The sequence below is a fragment of the Sulfurospirillum halorespirans DSM 13726 genome (assembly GCF_001723605.1).
GTDB classification, from domain to species: domain Bacteria; phylum Campylobacterota; class Campylobacteria; order Campylobacterales; family Sulfurospirillaceae; genus Sulfurospirillum; species Sulfurospirillum halorespirans.
Genome location: NZ_CP017111.1, coordinates 475,253 through 497,182, shown reverse-complemented (window position 1 = coordinate 497,182; position 21,930 = coordinate 475,253). Strand labels below are relative to the sequence as shown.

The window sequence follows — 21,930 nt, the reverse complement described above, 5'->3', positions numbered from 1 at the left end:
TCCTTCTTCAATTTTACAGTTCACTAAAGCCGTTTTCATGCAGGGTTGAGAGAATAAACGTGGTCGATGTCTCATACACTTCAGAAAACGTTACAAGCTCATCCAAAAAGCGTGTAATATCATCCGGAGAACTCACGCGTACTTTTAACACCATGCACCACTCGCCTGCTAAACGCTGGCACTCTAAGATAGCACCGTTCTCTAGGGTGATGTTGAGAATTTTTGCAGTAATCTGTTGAAACGATTGGCATTTCACTTTGACAAAGATAAACACTTGAATTTTTTGCTCCAGCATTCGCCAATCAATAATGGCGCGATACCCTTTAATCACCCCATTTTTCTCAAGCTTAGCCACACGCTGATGCACAGCAGGTCTTGAGATATGAACCAGCTTTCCAATCTCTTCATGGGAAAGCCTGCCAGTGCGTTCCAGCAATTTTAGAATCTGTACATCAATTTCATCCATCGTTTTCTCCTATAAAAGTATAACGGATTGATTTTCTTTTAGAACGAATCGTTTTAGGTAGCACTTAATTCAATCATATAGAAAATTATAATGTAGTTTTTGAAACGTTTCGTTAATTTTTATGAGTTGAGAATGAAAAGATCAAACGTTTAGTTTAAAGAAGGAATTAAAACGTGGTGGTGTCCCGAATGCGATTCGAACGCATGGCCTTCAAATTAGGAATTTGATGCTCTATCCTGCTGAGCTATCGGGACATTTGAGAGATTTGGTGTGGCGGGATTATAACAAAAATAGACTTAGGAAACCTAAAACGAGGAGAGTCAAAGTGTACTCGAAAGTACACCTTGATCGAGTAAATGCGTCTGCCCTACATTAGAAAGCAGGAACAATAGCACCTTTGTATTTTTCAACGATAAATTTCTTCACTTCATCGGATTGAACCGCTTTGAGAAGGGCTTTGGTTTTGTCGCTATTTTCATTACCCGCTTTGACGACTAAAATATTCGCGTATGGAGAATTGGCAGACTCCAATGCTAGTGCATCGGTACTTGGATTGAGTCCTGCAGGAAGAGCGTAGTTGGTGTTAATGACCGCAATTGTAAAATCTTCGATCACACGAGGAAGTTGCGCCGCTTCGAGCTCTGTAAAAGTAAGATTTTTTGGATTTTCAACGATGTCCAGTTTAGTTTTATGCTCAGCATCTTTAAGTTTGATAAGCCCCGCGTTTACTAAAACATCCAAAGCGCGTCCAGCATTACTTGGGTCATTGGGGATTGCAACACTATCACCCTCTTTAAGCTCAGAAAGCGCTTTAATCTTTTTAGAGTAAACACCAATTGGTTCAATGTGAATATTCCCAACGCTCACAAGCTTCGTTCCTTGACTTTTGTTAAACTCCTTAAGATACGGTGTATGCTGAAAAAAGTTTGCATCAATCTCACCACTGTCAGTGACTTTATTGGGAATGACATAATCATTAAACACTTTAATTTCAAGCGTATAGCCTTCTTTGGCTAAAAGAGGTTTTGCAATTTCCAATATCTCAGAGTGTGGCACGGGTGTTGCGCCAACAATAATCGTTTTCGCACTTTTATCTTCTTTTGAAGCGGCTTTGTCTTCACCTTTTTTATCGCCACTGCAGCCACTAAATGCAAGCACGGCTCCCACTAAAAGAACTCCTAAACGTTTATACATGTGTACTCCTTAAAATAACTAAATGTTTAGTAAACAAAGAGGTTTACTAAACATTTATGAAATCCTAACGTCATTCGCATTAAAAAGGACTGAATGACACACTTCACCCAGCATTAATGTTTTACGATTTTATAGAGAATATCACCCATACTTTGAAAAATCTGGACAAGCACGATCAAAATAAAAACCGTCCAAAAGATATACAGTGCGTCAAAGCGGTAGTAACCATAATTCATCGCCACCGCGCCAAGACCGCCACCACCAACGGTTCCTGCCATCGCTGAAAAACCAACAATGATGATCAACGAGAGGGTAATCGCAGAGATAATGCTAGGATACGCTTCAGGAAGCAGAACACGGAAAATAATCTGAAATTTGTTCGTTCCAAACGATTGCGCTGCTTCAATGACACTTTGATCCACCTCTTTAAAAGCGCCTTCGATCATTCGCGCGATAAAAGGGGCTGTTCCAATCGTGAGTGGTACGATCATCGCAAATGTTCCCGTATGCTTTCCGACCAAAAATTTTGTCACGGGAAATAAGACAATGATGAGGATAATAAACGGAAATGAGCGTAACATATTGATCGTGACATCTAAAAATTTGTAGGTGTATTGATTGGGTGAAATGCCATTTTTATCGGTGATTATGAGCACAATCGCTAGTAAAAAGCCTATGAACGTTGCCAAAAACGTTGAAACAAGGCTCATCGTGAGTGTCTCCATGAGCGCATCGATTAAGACACTTTTCATGACCAAAGATTTTTCAAAAAAGCCTATAATTGTCTGTTCCATCTTAGAGTGCCTCCCAAATGACTTCCGTTTTTTCGTGCAAATAGTGGGTAATTGTGCTTGCGCTTTGTTCGTCTATATTGATAACAAGCGAGCCAACGACATGATCATTGAGCTTTTCAAGCTTTCCCCAGACGATATTAAAATTGATATTAAGCTCGCGCGCCATCTGAGTTACGATGGGCTGATACGAGACATTACTGGGGAAGAAAAGCCTTATATTCACACCTTTTGTTGGGAGCTCTTCATCTTCACCAAGAAATCGCATCATCTTTTCATCGGGTCTTAAAAAAAGATCTTCAATCCGACCAAGCCCAATCACTTTTCCATCTTCCAAAAGCAACGCACGCGATGCGACTCTTTTGACAACGTCCATTTCATGCGTGACAATGATGATCGTAACGCCCAGTTTAATGTTGATCTCTTGTAGAAGCTCTAAAATGGATTTGGTGGTATTGGGATCAAGTGCAGATGTGGCTTCATCGCTGAGAAGGATTTTGGGATTGAGTGTAAGTGCTCTGGCAATCGCAACACGCTGTTTTTGACCACCGCTGAGCTCTTTGGGATAGACAAATTTTTTACTCTCCAGTCCCACAAGATTGAGGAGTTCATCGACTCTTTTTTGAATGGCTTCTTTGCTGTAACCCCACACTTTCATAGGAAGTGCAATGTTTTCATAGACATTTTTTTGATTGAGTAACGAAAAATTTTGAAAAATCATACCAATTTGACTTCTTAGTTCACTAAGACCGCGCTCATTGAGGATTTTAACCTCTTTGTCTAACACCATAAGATCGCCATCGCTAAAGCGTTCAAGCCCGTTGATGCAACGAAGCAGTGTTGATTTGCCAGCACCACTGTGTCCAACGATGGCAAATATTTCACCTGCGTTTACATGTAAACTGATGTCATCTAAAACTTTTTGATCATTAAAAGATTTGCTGAGATGTTTTATGTCTATCACATTGTAACCTTTATAAAAGTGTTCAAATCCAAAACACACGATTATAGCGATTTATTCATTGATCGTTCTGAATAAAAACATCATTTTTAATGGATTGAGAAAAGAGTGTGTTTGGGAGATTTTGGCAGAAAAAGGGGTGTAAAGAGTCCGAAGACTCTTTACATGTAAACTCATTAACCGTTACGTTTTTTGATAATCTCTTCGGCAACGTTTCTAGGTACTTCATCATAATGATCGAATTCCATAGAGTAAGAAGCACGACCTTGAGTTTGACTTCTAAGATCCGTAGAGTAACCGAACATTTCAGCCAATGGGCAGAATGCGTTAACAATTTTGTTACCACTTCTATCATCCATTGAGTTAATTTGTCCACGACGACGGTTAAGATCGCCGATAACATCACCCATAAAGTCCTCAGGTGTTTCAACTTCCACTTTCATGATAGGCTCAAGAATAACCGGTTTTGCCTTACGACAACCCTCTTTAAAGCCCATAGAAGCAGCGAGTTTAAATGCCATCTCAGAGGAGTCAACATCATGGTAACTTCCATCATAAAGGGTAACTTTAATGTCTTCCACTTTATAACCCGCAAGTACACCCGCACCAAGTGCTTCTTTGATACCTTTATCAACGGCAGGAATAAACTCTTTTGGAATCGCTCCACCTTTGATATCGTTAACAAATTCATAACCCTTACCCGCATCTTGAGGTTCAATTTTGAGGTAAACGTGACCGTATTGTCCACGACCACCTGATTGTTTTGCGTATTTATACTCTTGATTAACGGAAGCACGAATCGTTTCACGGTAAGCAACTTGAGGTTGTCCAACTTCAGCACTTACTTTAAACTCTCTAAGCATACGATCAACAAGAATCTCTAAGTGAAGCTCACCCATACCAGAAATGATCGTTTGACCACTCTCTTCATCGGTTTCAACTCTAAAGCTTGGATCTTCTTGAGCCAATTTTTGAAGTGCAATACCCATTTTCTCTTGATCCGCTTTGGTTTTAGGCTCAACGGCAACAGAGATAACAGGGTCTGGAAACACCATTCGCTCTAAAATGACAGGATCTTTTTCACTTGCAAGTGTATCACCCGTTAGTGTGTCTTTAAGACCTACAACCGCACCGATTTCACCTGAGTGAAGGACTTTGATCTCTTCTCTTTTGTTCGCATGCATTTTTAGCAAACGACCAATTCTCTCTTTTTTATCTTTGGTGGTATTGTACGCATAACTTCCGCTTTCCAATGAACCACGGTAAACACGAACGAAGGTCAATTGACCAACGAAAGGATCGGTCATAATTTTAAATGCAAGTGCAGCAAATTCACCCTCATCGGTTGAATCAACAACACACTCATGTCCATCTTCATACTCGCCTTTAATTGCGTGTACTTCCGTAGGAGCTGGCATATAATCAATAACCGCGTCAAGAAGGGGTTGAACACCTTTGTTTTTAAAGGCTGTTCCACAAATCATAGGGATAAATGTCATTGCTAGACATCCCGCTTTAATACCTGCTTTAATTTCAACATTGGTAAGCACTTCGCCACCAAGGTATTTTTCCATCAACTCATCACTGGTCTCAGAAACAGCTTCAACCATTCTCTCTCGATATTCAGTTGCTTTATCCATTAGGTCTGCTGGAATTTCAACGACTTGGTAGTTTGAACCCATAGCCGCGTCATCATCCCAAACAAGTGCTTTCATCTCTACGAGATCAATCACACCTTTAAAGTTTTCTTCTGCACCAATAGGAATTTGAATAGGTACTGGGTTTGCTTTTAAACGATTTTTAATTTGTGCTTCAACGTTATAGAAATCTGCACCAACGCGGTCCATTTTATTAACAAATACCATTCTTGGAACTTTGTAGCGATTCGCTTGTCTCCAAACCGTTTCAGATTGTGGTTGAACGCCACCAACTGCACAAAATACAGCTACAGCGCCATCAAGAACACGCATAGAACGCTCAACTTCAATCGTGAAGTCAACGTGGCCTGGGGTGTCGATAATATTAATTTGGTGATCTTTCCATGAACATGTTGTCGCAGCAGAAGTAATGGTAATACCTCGCTCTTTCTCTTGCTCCATCCAGTCCATTGTTGCAGCACCATCATGTACCTCACCAATTTTGTGAGAGATACCGGTGTAAAAAAGGATTCTTTCTGTTGTTGTGGTTTTACCTGCATCAATGTGCGCAGCAATACCGATGTTTCTAACCATTCCAATAGGGGTATTTCTTGCCATTATAATTTCCTTGTTATATTAGGAGTGTAGTTCCGAAGGAAGGAGGGAGTGTTTACATGTAAACACTCCCAACGTCATCTTACCAGCGATAGTGAGCAAACGCTTTGTTTGCTTCTGCCATTTTATAAGTATCTTCTTTTTTCTTAAAGGTAGCGCCTCTATTATTAGCAGCATCTAAAAGTTCATTGGCCAACCTCTCGATCATCGTTCTCTCACTTCTTTTACGAGCGTAAGAGACTAACCATCTAAGAGCCAATGCTTGTTGACGAGTTGTTCTAACTTCGACAGGAACTTGATAGGTTGCTCCACCGACACGTCTGCTTTTTACTTCCATAACAGGCTTAACGTTATCGATAGCTGCATTAAAAATTTCAATACCCTTGAGTGTTCCACTTCTTTTTTCAGCGAGTTCTAATGAACCATAAAATACTTTCGTAGCAACACTCTTTTTTCCATCGAGCATCAACGCATTGATAAACTTTGTGATAATCTTGCTATTGTAGATTGGATCTGGTAATACTTCTCTTACAGGAGCTTTTCTTCTTCTCATACTATTTCCTTCAAATTTTTTAAAAATTTTACTCAAATGATGTCAAAACAAAGGACATCACCTGTGGTTAAATTTATTTAGCTTTTGGTCTTTTTGTACCGTATTTACTTCTAGACACCGTTCTTTTTGCAACACCTGAAGTATCAAGCGCACCACGTACGATATGGTACTTAACACCTGGTAAATCTTTTACCCTACCGCCACGTACCAATACAATGGAGTGTTCTTGTAGGTTGTGTCCCTCGCCACCGATGTAGCTAATGACTTCAAAACCGCTGGTCAATTTGACTTTGGCAACTTTTCTCAAAGCAGAGTTTGGTTTCTTAGGAGTTGTCGTATAAACTCTTGTACAAACGCCTCTTCTTTGAGGGCACTTATCAAGTGCAGGTGATTTTGATTTCTTAATCACCTTTTTTCTCTCATTTCTGACGAGTTGGTTAATGGTTGGCACATTATTTCCTTTATTTTGTAAAAAATAGGTGCTAATTTTATTTAAAAATAGCTTAAAAAAAGGTTAAGTTAAGGGAACCTTAACTTAACCTCTACTTGGGTTCAACTCTAGATTAAAGCTTTTGTTCTGATAAAGACCTGTTCCAACGGGGATCATACGTCCTAAAATAACATTTTCTTTCAAATCTTCAAGCATATCCATCTTACCAGCGATGCTCGCTTCGGTTAGAACTTTGGTTGTCTCTTGGAACGAAGCTGCAGAGATAACACTATCACTACCAATCGCCGCACGAGTAACACCAAGGAGTGTTGGCTCAGCAATTGCAGGTTCTCCACCCATTTTCATGACCGCTTCATTCTCTTCACGGAAACGTCTACGGCTAATCAAATCACCCATAATGAACTTGGTATCGCCACTATCAACAATTCTTACTTGACGTAGCATTTGAGAAACGATCACCTCAATGTGTTTATCGTTAATCGCAACACCTTGTCCACGATACACTTGTTGAATTTCGCTGATCAAATAATAGTGAAGCGCTTTTTCACCCATAATACGTAAAATATCATGACTTGAAATTACACCATCGGTGAGTCGCTCACCCGCATGCACAAACTCACCCGCTTGAACGTGAATTTGTGTGTTTTTATCGACCAAGTACTCAACACTTGTACCATCAACGGCTTCAATGATAATACGCTCTTTCGAACGAAGTGGCTTACCAAAACGAATCGTTCCATCAATCTCTGCAATCACGGTTGCATTTTTAGGGCGACGTGCCTCAAAAAGTTCACTAATACGTGGAAGACCGCCGGTAATATCTTTCGATTTTGCAATCGCTTTTGGTGTTCTACCGATCAAATCTGCCAAGCCAACGGTAACGCCATTTTGAACGAAGATCGCTGTTTTTGGCTCCAATTGGTACTTCACAATCTCACCGTTTTTATTGGCAATGATGATCGTCGGTTTCATGCCGCTTGGAAGATACTCGTTGATCACAAGTCTGCTTTGACCCGTCATATCATCGAATTGTTCTGTCGCACTAATCCCTGGTTCAATGTCTTCAAACGTAATCGTACCCGCATCTTCCGCAATAATTGGTGTAGAGTACGGATCCCACTCAGCAATCGTAATTTGCTCACTGGTGGATGGGTACGCAAGCAGTGTTTTACCTTCAACCATGCTGTTGTCATTGACATCAATAATGGAGTCACGAGGAATGTAATGACGAATCGCTTCTCGATCATCATCATCCGCAACAACCGCAAAAATACCTTTTTCTTTAACAATATGACCTTTTTCAATGTCATGGATACGCTCTAAATAATCCCCACGAAGTTTATAGTATTTGACAATACCTTTTGCATCCGCATGAATTTTTTGAATAATCGGCTCACCATTTTTGACTTTAAGTTCACTCGCATAAGGAATACGGCTTGGAACGTTCCAACCCTCTTTAATCACCTCTACGATACTCTCATTCAGCTCAACCACATCACCACTAACGTAAGGGATGTAGAATTTACCTTCAATTTTACCACTAACACCCGCAAGCTCATTTGGCTTAGCAAAGTCACTTTTACGAAGCGTATAGCGAATAGTCTCACCCGCAGTTCCACTCATCGTAATCGCTGTCTCTTCGTGCGCTGTATCGATCTCAATCGTACCTTTAAACGGTGCTTTGATCTTTGGCTCAACAAGTAAGATGGCTGCATTTCTACGATTCGCAACGATGTTTTTACCCTCTTTGGTTGCATACGTTTTTACATTGTAATAACGAATAAAACCCTCTTTTTGAGCAATAACTTGACGATCTTGAGATTCAGTTGATGCCGTACCACCGATGTGGAATGTACGAAGCGTCAACTGCGTACCTGGCTCACCAATGGATTGTGCTGAAATAATACCTACTGCTTCGCCCGGGCGAACCAAAGTTCCCTCAGCCAAGTTGGTACCATAACATTTCGCACAGACACCTTTTTTAGCTTTACATGTAATCGGTGTACGAATCACAACCGACTTAATGCTCGCCTCTTTAAGGGCTTGTGCGCTCTTCTCATCAATTAATGTTCCCTCGGTGAAAAGGACTTCATTGGTAATCGTATCGATAACGTCTTCGGCTAGAACACGTCCCGTTGCTCGCTCGTACAATGCCTCGACGAGCTCACCGCTTTCACTGATTTCTGTGATTTCAACACCTTCGTGTGTACCACAATCATCCATCGTCACTTTAACGTTTTGTGCAACGTCGATCAGTTTACGTGTCAAGTAACCCGCGTTCGCTGTTTTAAGAGCGGTATCCGCAAGACCTTTACGTGCACCGTGCGTTGAAATAAAGTACTCAAGAACATTTAGACCTTCACGGAAGTTTGAAATAATTGGTGTTTCAATAATACTTCCATCAGGTTTTGCCATAAGACCCCTCATACCAGCTAACTGACGGATTTGCGCAGCAGAACCACGCGCACCAGAGTCTGCCATCATGTAAATTGAGTTAAAGCCGCCTTTGTGACTCTCAGTCAGCTTCATCATCTCAGAAGCTACGTCATTGTTTGTATCGGTCCAAATATCAATAATTTTGTTATAACGCTCTTGCTCGGTTAAGAGACCAGAACTGAACTGTTTTTGGATTTCACGTACTTTTTTCTTCGCTTCTTTAATCTTTTTCACTTTAGTATCAGGCACACGAATATCATCAATAGAGACTGAAATTCCTGATTGTGTCGCATATTTAAAACCAAGTGTTTTAAGGTTATCCAAGAATCCTGCAGTGATACCAATACCACCCTCTTTAAAGATATGATCAACCAATCCACCAATATTTTTCTTCTTCAACACTCTGTTCCATAGCTCTTCAGGAACAAAAGAAGGTAAGATTGATTTTAAAATCAAACGACCCGCTGTGGTAAAGAGTACTCTATCGTTAATACGTGTTTTAATTTTGGCATGAATATCTAAAAATCCTGCATCAATTGCAATATGAACTTCATCCACATTGGCAAAAATTTTATTACTTCCTTTTGCATGTGGTTTTTCGAGTGTTAAGTAATAAAGACCCAAAACCATATCTTGGGTTGGAACGGTGACCGCTTTACCCGAAGCTGGAAGTAAGATATTCATCGAACTTAGCATCAAAATTTTACACTCTGCAATGGCCTCTTGAGACAATGGAACGTGAACCGCCATTTGATCGCCGTCGAAGTCCGCGTTGAAAGCAGAACATACAAGAGGATGCAAACGAATCGCTTTTCCATCAATCAAAACAGGGTGAAACGCCTGAATAGAGAGTTTGTGAAGTGTCGGCGCACGGTTTAACATAACCGGATGACCTTTAACCACTTCAGCGAGACATTCCCATACTTCATTGGTTTTACTATCAATCATTTTTTTTGCTTGTTTAACCGTTGTAGCATACCCTTTTTCTTCAAGACGCGCTAACAAATGGGGTTTAAATAATTCAAGAGCCATCTGTTTTGGAAGACCACATTGGTCCATTCTCAAGTTTGGTCCAACAACGATAACCGAACGACCCGAGAAGTCAACCCTTTTACCGAGAAGGTTTTGACGGAAACGGCCTTGTTTACCTTTGATAATCTCTGAGAGCGATTTTAAAGGACGCTTGTTAGCACCTTTGACCGCATTGGCACGACGACCATTATCAAACAACGCATCAACGGCTTCTTGAAGCATTCTTTTTTCGTTGCGAATAATAATCTCAGGCGCATCAAGTTCCATCAAACGTTTCAAACGAGCATTTCTGTTGATAACACGACGATAAAGATCATTCACGTCACTGACCGCAAACTTTCCGCCATCAAGTGCCACAAGTGGTCTAAGATCTGGGGGAAGTACGGGGAGCATTGTAATCATCATCCACTCAGGGCGATTGCCACTGTGAAGGAATGCTTCAACCACTTTCAGACGTTTAATAATCGTTTTTTTCTTCGCTTCTGAACTGGTTTGGTTAATGTCTTCTTTAAGCTGTCCAAGAACTTCTACAAGATCAAGGCTTGCTAAGAGATTGCGAATAACCTCTCCACCCATTTTTGCAACAAAACCGGTGTCTTCAAATTTTTGTTGGAGCGCTTGGTACTGTTCTTCATTTAAAACATCGTACAAAGCGACTTTGTTTTTGTTTTCGGCATCGTAAAATGCTTCGCCTGCTTGTTCAACAATGTAGGCTTCATAGTAAAGTACGCGCTCAAGATCTTTCATCTTAACGCCAAGCAGTGTTCCCACACGGCTTGGAAGTGAGTTAACATACCAAATATGCGCCACAGGAGTTACTAACTCGATGTGACCCATACGTGAACGTCTTACTTTGGTACTGGTGACTTCAACGCCACATTTCTCACATTTAATGCCTTTGTAACGCATCTTTTTGTATTTTCCGCATAGACATTCATAATCTCTAACGGGTCCAAAGATTTTCGCACAAAAAAGGCCATCACGCTCTGGTTTGAGCGTACGATAGTTAATGGTTTCTGGCTTTTTGACCTCACCATAACTCCATGAGCGGATCTTCTCTGGGCTTGCAAGTCTTAGTTGAAATGCTTTAAAGTCCCTAGGACGGCTCTCTTCGTGAATCTCAATTGGTTCTAGTCGTTTCATCTTCTTCCACCTCGTCATAAATCTCAACATCTAAAGCCAAAGACTTCAACTCATTCGTTAAAACATAGAATGTTTCAGGAATTCCTGTTTGAGGGACATTTTCACCTCGTGTGAGTGCTTTATAAGCTAAAATACGTCCTTCAACGTCGTCTGATTTGACTGTTAACATTTCTCTTAGGGTATGAGCAGCACCGTATGCCTCAAGCGCCCAAACCTCCATCTCACCGAATCGTTGTCCACCAAAGAGTGCTTTACCACCTACTGGCTGTTGTGTGACCAGTGAGTATGGTCCTGTACTTCGTGCATGCACTTTTTCGTCAACCAAGTGGTGGAGTTTTAACATGTACATGTAACCCACGTTGACTTTTTCATGCATTTTTTGACCAGTCATACCATCGTATAAATCGGTCTTTCCATCGGTATCAATTTTTGCCATCTCAAAGAGTTTTGCAAATTCTTCTGTATTAACACCTTCAAAGATTGGGCTTGCAAAACGCACACCCTTACTCCAATCACGGGCATAACCTAAAAGTTGCTCATCATTTAAAGTATCCATGAAATTACGTGCATCCATCAGTTTTGCAACATCAGCAATGCTAATCATTTTTTCACGAAGTGACTTGATCCAATCACCTTGCTTCTCTTTAAAGATCTCTTCGATTTGATTGCCCAGACGTTTACCAACAAGTCCTAAGTGAACCTCAAGAATTTGTCCGATGTTCATACGACTTGGAACACCCAGTGGATTGAGAACAATATCAACAATCTCACCGTTTTTAAGGTAAGGCATATCCACTTCACGAACGATATTGGAGACAATACCTTTGTTTCCGTGACGTCCTGCCATTTTATCGCCCACTTTGAGTTTACGTTTGGTTGCGACATAAACTTTAACAAGTTTCACAACGCCACTTGGCAAAATGTCATCTTTTTCAATGATATTAAGCTTCTCGTCGTGCTCTTCTTTGAGTTTTTTCTTCTCATTTTGGAAGTAGACTTTAAGGTCTTTGTATTCGTCTTGAATCTCATTTGAGAACGCTTTTACAATCGAGTTGATTGAAAAACGGTTCACATTATGAAGATCTTCCGCTTTAATAAAACCACCTTTTTTATAGCTGTTTTTACTGATCTCTTGATCTTCATTCAATGGATTTCGAAGAAGCAACGCGTTGATGCGTAACATCTCTTCACGATCTAACATCAAGAGTTTATCATGATGTTCACGGTCTAATATCTCTTTTTCTTGCTCATACGCTTGAACAGCGCGTGGATCTTTGTCATAACCTTTTTTCGTAAAGATTTTAACATCCACAACGATACCTTCTAAAGATGGCGTTGCATACAATGATTTATTAACAACGTGTCCTGCTTTTTCACCAAAGATTGCACGTAGAAGTCTCTCTTCAGGGGTTGGTTTTACTTCACCTTTTGGTGAAACCTTACCGACAAGAATCATACCTGGCATGATATAGGTACCTACTTTGACAATACCACTATCATCAAGGTGCGCAAGCTCTTCTTCTTTAACATTTGGAATATCTTTGGTAATCTCTTCCACACCGTCTTTAAGTTCGCGTGCTTCAATCTCTTTTTCATAGATGTGAACACTCGTAAAGGCATCTTCACGAATCATACGCTCTGACATAACAATCGCATCTTCGTAGTTATACCCATTCCATGGCATAAAGGCAACCATCGAATTTTTACCGATAGCAAGCTCACCTTGATCCATACTTGGACCATCAGCAATAACGCCACCCGCTTCGACCATATCACCTTTTCTCACAATTACTTTTTGAGTAAACGTTGTATTTTGGTTGGTTCTAAGATTTTTTTGAAGCGCATAATGGTCAATAAATGCACCACCTTCATCTTCACCTAGAATGTAAACATTTTTATTATCAACTTTTTCAACCATACCAGCACGTTTTGCTTTAATCGCTTCCCATGAATCACGAGCCGCAATTTTCTCAACACCCGTTCCAACAATTGGAGCTTCTGATTGGACTAACGGCACGGCTTGACGTTGCATGTTTGAACCCATAAGCGCACGGTTAGCATCATCATGTTCCAAGAATGGAATTAACGAGGCTGCAACACCGGCAATCATCATAGAAGAGAGGTCAATTAAGTCCACTTTCTCTTTTTCAATCAATACGGTCTCACCATCAACCCTAACCTCGATCAAATCTTCAACAATTTCGTTGTTTTCATTGATTTTAGTACTTGCAGGGGCAATGACTAAACCCTCTTCTTGCGTTGCTGTGATATAAATAATCTCTTCGGTAATAGTTGCATTCTCAACTTTACGATACGGTGCTTCTACAAACCCTAGATCATTGACTTTCGCATACATAGAAAGTGTATTGATCAAACCAATGTTTTGGCCCTCTGGTGTCTCAACCGGACAAATTCTTCCGTAGTGTGTTGGGTGAACGTCACGGACTTCAAAGCCAGCGCGCTCTTTAACCAAACCACCCTCACCAAGAGCAGAAAGTCTTCTTTTATGGGTAATTTCACTGAGTGGATTCGTTTGATCCATAAATTGTGATAACTGTCCGCTGGAGAAGAACTCAGAAATTGCAGAAGTGATCATTTTAGAGTTAATCAAATCATGTGGCATTAACTCTTCAACGCTTCCACTTAGGGCTGTAAATTTATCACGAATGGCTTTTTGCATTTTAATGAGACCTGCATGAAGTTCATTTGCAAGTAACTCACCAATCGCTCTAATTCTTCTATTACCCAAGTGATCACGATCATCAATGTGACCTTGACCATTTTTAACTTTGATCAAGTATTTCGCTGTTCTAATAATATCTTCACTCGTCATAATCGTCACATACTCAGGCACACTAAGGCCAAGTTTATGGTTCATTTTCATACGACCAACTTTGGTTAAGTCGTAACGCTCAGAGTTAAAGAAAAGATCTTTTACAAATGTTTTTGCTGCTTCTTTGGTTACTGGCTCGCCTGGTCTCATAACTTTGTAGATACGAATGGCCGCTAAGTCATTCTCATCTTCAATACCCTCGGTTTGACGAAGCAATTTAAGGGTTTCAGTGTCTGCAATAAAAGAGTTAATGATCGCATCATCCACACCACTTGCAAGATCATTCGCAATTTCAATCACTTCGCATTTTTGCTCAATAATTTTTGCCAATTTTCCTTCATCCAGTTGTGTCAATGTATCGTAAAGTACTTCGCCGCTCTCTTTATCAATAATTGGAGAGGAGAGGAAACGATTAACCAAAATTTCAACAGGATACTCGATAAACTTAATACCATCTTCAATAAATTTTTCTGCTTTTTTACGCGCTAAACGTTTGCCTGCGGCTAAAAGAAGGTTACCATGCTCATCTTTAAGATCAAAATCGACACGACCTAAGAAATTATCGGCTGAAAATTCAATGAGGAACTTATTCTCGCGAATCATAATGTTAAGCACAGGGTAAAAAAGTTTTAAGATATCTTGTTTGCTGTAACCAAGTGCACGGAATAAAATCGTAATAGGAACTTTTCTGCGTTTATTAATTCTAACAAAGAGGGTATCTTTTGCATCGTACTCAAAGTACAACCAAGAACCACGATCAGGAATAATTTGAGCATTGTAGATCAGTTTGTTCGCAACCGTTGGGCTCTCTTCTTCTTTGAAGATAACACCAGGGCTTCTGTGAAGCTGATTGACAACCACTCTTTCAACACCATTGATGATAAACGAAGTTCGCTCCGTCATCAAAGGAATTTCACGAATAAAAATGGCTTGTTCTTTAATATCTTTTACACCCGTTTTTTCACCGGATTTTTCATCTTTATCCCATAAGATAAGACGAATGTTCATTTTCAAGCTGACAGAATACGTAAGGCCGCGTTCCATACATTCGCGAACCGTATATCTAGGTTTTCCAACTTCTGATCCAACATACTCCAACGTAAGTCGGTTTTGGGGATCATGAATAGGGAAAATAGATTTAAAAACCTTCTCTACGCCGCTCTCTTCTTTGAGATTTTCAACATTTAAAAACTGTTCATAACTCTTTTGTTGAAGTTGGAGTAGATTTGGTACATCAATTTTTTTTGGGACTTTGGAAAAATCAACTCGTAAGCGATTTCCAGATTTTAGGCTATTTAACATGAGTCTACCTCGTGTAGTTGTTTGAAAAGGGCAGTGGGTTCATCTATCATTTGACAGACGTTGTAACGACTAATAATTAATTTCCAGGGAAAAAGTTTTAAAAGAGAAGCACAAGGCTTCTCTTAAAGTAATAAAATTACTTGATTTCAGCGACAGCGCCAGCGTCTTCAAGTTTCTTTTTGATCTCTTCAGCAAGTTGCTTAGATACACCCTCTTTAACAGTTGTAGGTGCACCCTCAACAGCGTCTTTTGCCTCTTTAAGACCAAGACCTGTGATTTCTCTAACAACTTTAATAGCGTTAATTTTCTTCTCGCCACCATCTTTAAGGATAACGTCAAACTCAGTTTTCTCTTCAACTGCTTCTGCTGCAACTGCAGCACCAGCACCAGCTACCATAACAGGAGCTGCAGATACACCAAATTTCTCTTCGAAATCTTTGACTAGTTCACTTAGTTCAAGAACACTAAGACCTGAAATATACTCTAATACGTCTTGTTTTGAAATTGCCATTTCAAATCTCCTGATTATTATAATTTAATATAAAGCTTGCTCTTTTCGAAGCATAAACTTTTTATTGTTTCGCAAGAACTCTGATAATTTCTTCACTCTTGCACTTTACATGTAAGGCTAAAAACCTTACAAACACGCTCTATTCAGACTCTTGTTTTTTAGCACGAAGTGCATCAAGACCAATGGTAAAGTTTGTAATTGGAGCCATCCAAGTTGATAGAAGCATTCCAATAAGCTCATTACGTGATGGCATTTTAGAAAGTGCTTCAACTTTAGCAGCGTCAACAACAATACCACCAGCAAAACCAGATTTAATAATAAAATTTGGATTTGTTTTAGCGAATGTAGCGACAATTTTTGTTACGGCTAACTGGTCAGCGCCCCAAACAAAAATGTTGGTGTCTTTAAGTTCAAGTCCTTCGATACCAGCGTTTTTCATAGCGATTGATGCTAAAGTATTTTTAATAACTTTAACATTAACCACTTCTGGTCTAGCACTGTTTCTAAGTGCTTCGATCGCTTTAACATTAAGACCTTTATAGTCACAAACAATTAAACCGTCGGAAGATTTAAACTCTTCAGTTAGAGAACTAATAAATTCAGCTTTCTCTGTTCTTGTCAATTTTTCTCCTTTCCAACTGGTGATTTCAAGTAGAGATGAGTGATCTCAAATTAAGCTTGCGCCTCTACTCTCTCCAATCATAAGATTAAGTACGTACATGTGATGTCATAAAACCGTGTTTTACAACGAGAATTTTAAGGCACGAGAACATCAACCACATAAGCGGCGTATGTTCTCGTAAATAATTATCTAAGGTCGATTAGTTCTTGATTTTCAAGGTTCATTGATGGGCTCATTGTAAGTGACAATGCAGCGCTTTTAATATATTTACCTTTTGCAACAGCAGGTTTATGTTTGTTGATTGCTTTGATAAATGCTTCAAAGTTCTCTCTGATTTGCTCAGATGTGAAGCTAATTTTACCAATACCTGCGTGGATATTTCCTTGTTTGTCAACACGGAAGTTTACTTGTCCACCTTTGTTATTCTCAACAGCTTTAGCAACGTCCATTGTTACAGTACCTGTTTTTGGATTTGGCATGATACCTTTTGGTCCAAGAATACGACCAACTTTACCTACTAAACCCATCATGTTTGGTGTAGCAATCAAAACATCAAAGTTGATGCGACCTGCTTGAATTTCTTCAATCAAATCATCACTACCAACAATATCAGCACCAGCAGCTCTAGCTTCATCGGCTTTCTCATCTTTTGCAATAACTGCAACACGAACTGTTTTACCCGTACCTGAAGGAAGAACAACAGAACCTCTTACCATTTGATCCGCATGACGTGGGTCAACGTTAAGTTTAAGTGCTATTTCGATTGTTTCATCAAATTTTGCAGATGCGAGGTTTTTAATATTGCCAAGGGCTTCATCAACAGAATATTTTTTCTCTTTATCAACTTTTTTCAAAAGTTCTTGAAAACGTTTATTTACTTTCTTTGCCATTCTTTATCTCCGCATAATTTTGCTTCCGCCTTTATATTTAAAACCCTGGCGGTGAAGGGTTAGACTTAATCGACGATATTAATACCGATGCTTCTAGCAGAACCTGAAATAATTTTCGCTGCTTGTTCACGATCTGTTGTATTAAGGTCAGCAATTTTTTTCTCAACAATCTCAAGAATTTGAGCTTTGCTAAGTGTACCAACTTTATTTTTTAAAGGGTTGCTTGATCCACTTTTAAGACCAACTGCTTTTTTGATAAGATCTGTTGCAGGTGGTTGTTTTGTAACGAAAGTAAAACTTTTATCGGCATAAACAGTAATAACAACAGGAATTCTAAAACCTGCCATCTCTTTTGTTCTTTCGTTAAACGCTTTACAAAACTCCATAATATTCACACCACGTTGACCAAGAGCTGGTCCTACTGGAGGTGATGGATTTGCTTTAGCAGCTTCAATCTGCAATTTAATTTCACCAATGACTTTTTTTGCCATTTCTTTTCCTTTACGCTTAGACTATTTTTTCAACTTGAGAATAGAGAATCTCAACTGGGGTACTTCGACCAAAGATTGAAACATTGAGTGTGAGTTTGCCATGAACCATATCATACTCTTCAACTGAACCTGTAAAGTTAGCGAAAGGACCTTCTGTAATCCTAACACTCTCTCCATTTTCAAAGAAGATTTTTGGTTTTGGCGCACCTTTTTTCTCTGCTTTTTCTAAAATCAGTGCAATATCTTTTTCACTCAACGGTGTAGGCTTTTTCGCTTCACCGATGAATCTTCCGACTTTTGGCAAAGATTGAATCAGATGCCAAAGTGCTGTGTCTAAATCCAGTTTTGCAAACGCATAACCAGGATAGAGACTTCGTTCACTAATCTTTTTTTTACCATTCTTAACTTCGATGACATCTTCGGTTGGAACAACGATTTGCTCCAACTTATCAGCGATACCATGATCATTGACAATAGTAATAATACCTTTTTTGACTGCTTGCTCGCTACCTGCATAGGTTTGAATTGCATACCATCTATGTGCCATTCTTTCTCCTTAAATTAAAGAAGATAAAGAAAAAGACATAATAGCATCAATCAGCGCCAAAAAGAGTGAAATTACGGTTACAACGACAAAGACAGAGATGAAAGCATTTCGAATCTGTTCTTTAATCGGGAATATAACCTTTGACAATTCAGCTTTAGAATGATGATAATAAGCTCTTAATTTTTCCATTGTATTACCTCGACTAGTGGCAGGGTAGGAGGGACTCGAACCCACAACCTGCGGTTTTGGAGACCGACGCTCTACCGTTGGAGCTACTACCCTACATGATAAAGTTAAGTCTGTTTAGAGACTTAACTTTTTAATTTTACTTCTTTGTGAAGCGTGTGTTTTTTCAGTCTTGCACAATACTTGCTAAGTTCAACTTTTTCAGTAACTGTCTTGCTGTTTTTGGTTGTCGTGTAATTAATGTCACCACATTCAGAACACTTTAGTCCGATTTTAACGGTCATAATATTTCCTTGACTTGATTACATGTAAAGGGGTTAACCCCTTTACATGTTAAAATTACTTGATGATTGTTGAAACAACACCCGCACCAACAGTTCTACCACCCTCACGGATTGCAAAACGAGTACCCTCTTCAAGAGCGATAGGAGCGATCATTGCTACTTTGATTTTTACGTTATCACCAGGCATAACCATCTCAGTACCTTCTGGTAATGTGATAGAACCTGTTACGTCTGTTGTACGAACATAGAATTGTGGTCTATAGTTGTTAAAGAATGGAGTATGACGGCCACCCTCTTCTTTTGAAAGAACATAGATCTCAGCTTCAAAGTCAGTGTGTGGAGTGATTGATTTTGGTTTACAAAGAACCATACCACGCTCAACGTCTTCTTTTTTGATACCACGAAGTAAGATACCGCAGTTATCACCAGCCTCACCACGCTCCATCTCTTTACGGAACATTTCAACACCGGTTACCGTTGTTGTTTTAGTATCTTTGATACCTACGATTTCGATAGTCTCACCGATTTTAACAGCGCCTCTGTCGATTTTACCAGTAACAACGGTACCACGACCTGAGATTGAGAATACGTCTTCGATTGGCATCAAGAAGTCTTTATCCGTTTCACGAACTGGGTTTGGAATATAATCATCAACTGCTGCCATAAGATCAAGAATTTTTTGACCCCATGCACCAACAGTACCAACTTTTGCTTCTTCAAGTGCTTTAAGCGCAGAACCTGCAATGATTGGAGTGTCATCACCTGGGAAGTCATAAACAGAAAGAAGTTCACGGATTTCCATTTCAACAAGCTCAAGAAGTTCTTCATCATCAACCATATCCGCTTTGTTCATGAAAACAACGATATATGGAACGCCTACTTGGCGAGAAAGAAGAATGTGCTCACGCGTTTGTGGCATAGGACCATCTGCTGCAGAAACAACAAGAATCGCGCCATCCATTTGAGCAGCACCTGTAATCATGTTTTTAACATAATCAGCATGTCCTGGACAATCTACGTGTGCATAGTGACGGTTTTCTGTTTCATATTCAATGTGAGAAGTTGCAATAGTAATACCACGCTCTCTCTCTTCAGGAGCGTTATCAATACCATCGTAATCTTTAAATTCACAAAGACCTTTTGTCGCTAGAACTGCTGAGATCGCAGCTGTAAGCGTAGTTTTACCATGATCAACGTGACCGATGGTTCCAATGTTAACGTGTGGCTTGGTTCTAGAGAACTTTTCTTTTGCCATTTTTTCCTCCGTAATGAGTTTTGTTTTTTTAATACATTTCAATTTGTCAAAGTTATAAAAACTTTTTAAGTGATGGAGCTCATAGAGGGACTTGAACCCTCGACCTCTTCCTTACCAAGGAAGTGCTCTACCCCTGAGCCATATGAGCCGACTACAAAAGGGTGGACCATATTGTATCGAAATACCAGTAACGATTTGATTTCATAAGGAAGGAAGGTAAGACTACTGAACTTGTTCTGTAGTGCCCTAAAGCAGAAGAAATTCAACAGCTCCCAGTTTGCTTATAAAATCTTGGAGCGGGAGACGGGACTCGAACCCGCGACCCCCAGCTTGGAAGGCTAATGCTCTAGCCAACTGAGCTACTCCCGCAATGGTGGTGAGAGAAGGATTCGAACCTTCGAAGACATAGTCAGCAGATTTACAGTCTGCCCTCGTTGGCCACTTGAGTATCTCACCGTATTTTTACCATATTTCATTGCTGGTCAAACACTGTCTTTCACAAACAAAAATGGAGCTGGTGAACGGAGTCGAACCGCCGACCTACTGCTTACAAGGCAGTTGCTCTACCAACTGAGCTACACCAGCACCCTTGATTGTGAGGTGAAATTATATCTCAAAAGATTTCCAAAGTCAATACTTTTTTGCAGTTTCTAGTGGAATCTTGGCTAAAATGGTCGCTTACGTTTGCAATAAAGGCTGAACATGAAAATATTATTCTCCCCGAGTGAGACCAAAAGTGAACTGACGACGCATGGAAAACTTGAAAAATCGAGTTTGATCTTTCCTTATTTATATGAAAAACGTCTGCAGGTTTTAGAAACCTACCAAGCTCTTTTAAAGACCCAAGACATTCCAACCTTACAACAGCTTTTTGGCATCAAAGACACACAGAAAATCTTAGCACAAGCCAGTAAACCTATTTTTGATGCGCTTACATGTAAAGCCATTCTTCGCTACAGCGGTATTGCGTATGATCATCTTCGTTTTGAAACACTCACTGCAAACGCACACGCGTACATTGAAGCACATGTCATGATCTTCTCCAACCTTTTTGGCCCTCTCTTGGCGGGCGATCTAATCCCTGAATACAAACTCCACCAAGGCTCAAGCTTGGCTAGGTTTAAAACGGAAACTTTTTACAAAGAGCATTTTAGCAATGCCATCGATGCGTGGATTGGCGATGAATGCGTGCTGGATCTGCGTGCTGGCTTTTACGAAAAGTTTTACACCTTGAAACGTCCTTACATTACTATGAAGTTTCTCAAAAAGGGAAAAGTCGTGAGCCATTTTGCCAAAGCGTACCGTGGGCAAGTGTTACGCGAAATCGCCCTTCATCAACCCAAAGACGAAAAAGAGCTGAGCGCCATTGCATTTACAAACCTGCGTATCAAAGAGATTTTGGAGCAAAAACTCAAGCGTGAATACGTTTTTGAGATTATTGCGTGATTTGGATTAAAAGGGTACAATAGCACCAAATTTGACTAAAGGAAGCGTCTATGGATATTTTACAATGGATTGTCATTGGTGTACTGGTTTATGTGATTTACTACCTTATCAATAAATACGAGCAACGCGTCGATGAACTAACACGCCTCATCGATCTAAACCGCGAAGAGATCACGAAAAATAAACAGAGTATTGAAAAAAATAAAGAAGAGATCGCTAAAAACAAAGAGACTATCGAGCTCAATCAAACGATTATCGAAAAACTTAAATAATAAAAGGGGCAT

Annotated in this window: 19 protein-coding genes and 6 tRNA genes; 2 read left to right on the top strand and 23 right to left on the bottom strand. The window is 39.8% G+C overall.

Annotated features, from left to right (window positions below; all coding sequences use genetic code 11):
- Positions 1-13: 13 nt before the first annotated feature.
- The 23 genes from SHALO_RS02480 to SHALO_RS02375 all read right to left on the bottom strand — a co-directional run bounded on the left by SHALO_RS02480 (position 14) and on the right by SHALO_RS02375 (position 20,785).
- On the bottom strand, positions 14-466 hold the full coding sequence (locus SHALO_RS02480) for an Lrp/AsnC family transcriptional regulator (RefSeq protein WP_069477225.1): 453 nt from the start codon (positions 464-466) through the stop codon (positions 14-16).
- 177 nt (positions 467-643) lie between these two features.
- A tRNA-Arg gene (locus SHALO_RS02475) sits at positions 644-720 on the bottom strand.
- A gap of 118 nt (positions 721-838) precedes the next feature.
- Positions 839-1,660 carry a MetQ/NlpA family ABC transporter substrate-binding protein gene (locus tag SHALO_RS02470; protein WP_069477224.1) on the bottom strand — a complete coding sequence of 274 codons (822 nt, stop codon included), beginning with the start codon at positions 1,658-1,660 and terminating at the stop codon, positions 839-841.
- 113 nt (positions 1,661-1,773) lie between these two features.
- The gene (locus SHALO_RS02465; protein ID WP_174543297.1) at positions 1,774-2,454 is read right to left on the bottom strand and encodes a methionine ABC transporter permease; all 681 of its coding nucleotides are present in this window, start codon (positions 2,452-2,454) and stop codon (positions 1,774-1,776) included.
- Between the two features lies 1 nt (position 2,455).
- Complete coding sequence (locus tag SHALO_RS02460; protein WP_069477223.1) at positions 2,456-3,415, bottom strand: methionine ABC transporter ATP-binding protein; 960 nt, start codon at positions 3,413-3,415, stop codon at positions 2,456-2,458.
- A gap of 173 nt (positions 3,416-3,588) precedes the next feature.
- Positions 3,589-5,667 (bottom strand): elongation factor G, encoded by a 2,079-nt coding sequence (gene fusA / locus SHALO_RS02455; protein WP_069477222.1) that lies wholly within the window; start codon positions 5,665-5,667, stop codon positions 3,589-3,591.
- Positions 5,668-5,746: 79 nt separating this feature from the next.
- Positions 5,747-6,217, bottom strand: coding sequence for a 30S ribosomal protein S7 (gene rpsG, locus SHALO_RS02450; protein WP_069477221.1), 471 nt, complete (start codon positions 6,215-6,217; stop codon positions 5,747-5,749).
- A gap of 73 nt (positions 6,218-6,290) precedes the next feature.
- Positions 6,291-6,668, bottom strand: a complete 378-nt coding sequence (gene rpsL / locus SHALO_RS02445) for a 30S ribosomal protein S12 (protein ID WP_012856158.1) — start codon at positions 6,666-6,668, stop codon at positions 6,291-6,293.
- An 84-nt stretch (positions 6,669-6,752) separates the two neighbouring features.
- Positions 6,753-11,279: a DNA-directed RNA polymerase subunit beta' gene (rpoC, locus tag SHALO_RS02440; RefSeq protein ID WP_069477220.1), complete on the bottom strand. Its 4,527-nt coding sequence runs from the start codon at positions 11,277-11,279 to the stop codon at positions 6,753-6,755.
- Positions 11,257-15,414, bottom strand: a complete 4,158-nt coding sequence (rpoB, locus tag SHALO_RS02435) for a DNA-directed RNA polymerase subunit beta (protein WP_069477219.1) — start codon at positions 15,412-15,414, stop codon at positions 11,257-11,259. The genes rpoC and rpoB overlap by 23 nt, the downstream gene beginning before the upstream one ends.
- Positions 15,415-15,550: 136 nt before the next feature.
- Positions 15,551-15,925: a 50S ribosomal protein L7/L12 gene (rplL, locus tag SHALO_RS02430; protein ID WP_025343671.1), complete on the bottom strand. Its 375-nt coding sequence runs from the start codon at positions 15,923-15,925 to the stop codon at positions 15,551-15,553.
- Between the two features lie 139 nt (positions 15,926-16,064).
- A complete protein-coding gene (gene rplJ, locus SHALO_RS02425; protein ID WP_069477218.1) occupies positions 16,065-16,547 on the bottom strand; it encodes a 50S ribosomal protein L10 in 483 nt (160 codons plus the stop codon).
- Positions 16,548-16,732: 185 nt separating this feature from the next.
- Entirely contained in the window at positions 16,733-17,437 is a 705-nt protein-coding gene (gene rplA, locus SHALO_RS02420; protein ID WP_025343669.1) for a 50S ribosomal protein L1, read from the bottom strand.
- Between the two features lie 65 nt (positions 17,438-17,502).
- Positions 17,503-17,928, bottom strand: coding sequence for a 50S ribosomal protein L11 (gene rplK, locus SHALO_RS02415; RefSeq protein ID WP_025343668.1), 426 nt, complete (start codon positions 17,926-17,928; stop codon positions 17,503-17,505).
- A gap of 16 nt (positions 17,929-17,944) precedes the next feature.
- Positions 17,945-18,475, bottom strand: a complete 531-nt coding sequence (gene nusG, locus SHALO_RS02410) for a transcription termination/antitermination protein NusG (RefSeq protein WP_025343667.1) — start codon at positions 18,473-18,475, stop codon at positions 17,945-17,947.
- A 9-nt stretch (positions 18,476-18,484) separates the two neighbouring features.
- Positions 18,485-18,664, bottom strand: a complete 180-nt coding sequence (gene secE / locus SHALO_RS15185; RefSeq protein ID WP_041956442.1) for a preprotein translocase subunit SecE — start codon at positions 18,662-18,664, stop codon at positions 18,485-18,487.
- A gap of 17 nt (positions 18,665-18,681) precedes the next feature.
- Positions 18,682-18,757: transfer RNA gene (locus SHALO_RS02405), tRNA-Trp, on the bottom strand.
- A gap of 29 nt (positions 18,758-18,786) precedes the next feature.
- The gene (gene rpmG, locus SHALO_RS02400) at positions 18,787-18,945 is read right to left on the bottom strand and encodes a 50S ribosomal protein L33 (RefSeq protein WP_025343666.1); all 159 of its coding nucleotides are present in this window, start codon (positions 18,943-18,945) and stop codon (positions 18,787-18,789) included.
- A gap of 55 nt (positions 18,946-19,000) precedes the next feature.
- On the bottom strand, positions 19,001-20,200 hold the full coding sequence (gene tuf, locus SHALO_RS02395) for an elongation factor Tu (protein ID WP_069477217.1): 1,200 nt from the start codon (positions 20,198-20,200) through the stop codon (positions 19,001-19,003).
- A 73-nt stretch (positions 20,201-20,273) separates the two neighbouring features.
- Positions 20,274-20,348 (bottom strand) — tRNA-Thr (locus SHALO_RS02390).
- 144 nt (positions 20,349-20,492) lie between these two features.
- A tRNA-Gly gene (locus tag SHALO_RS02385) sits at positions 20,493-20,569 on the bottom strand.
- A gap of 2 nt (positions 20,570-20,571) precedes the next feature.
- Positions 20,572-20,656 (bottom strand) — tRNA-Tyr (locus SHALO_RS02380).
- A gap of 53 nt (positions 20,657-20,709) precedes the next feature.
- Positions 20,710-20,785, bottom strand: a tRNA-Thr gene (locus SHALO_RS02375).
- A 117-nt stretch (positions 20,786-20,902) separates the two neighbouring features.
- Here SHALO_RS02375 and SHALO_RS02370 point away from each other — a divergent pair.
- The gene (locus SHALO_RS02370) at positions 20,903-21,646 is read left to right on the top strand and encodes a YaaA family protein (RefSeq protein ID WP_069477216.1); all 744 of its coding nucleotides are present in this window, start codon (positions 20,903-20,905) and stop codon (positions 21,644-21,646) included.
- 50 nt (positions 21,647-21,696) lie between these two features.
- Entirely contained in the window at positions 21,697-21,918 is a 222-nt protein-coding gene (locus SHALO_RS02365; RefSeq protein WP_069477215.1) for a hypothetical protein, read from the top strand.
- The last annotated feature ends 12 nt before the right edge of the window (positions 21,919-21,930 follow it).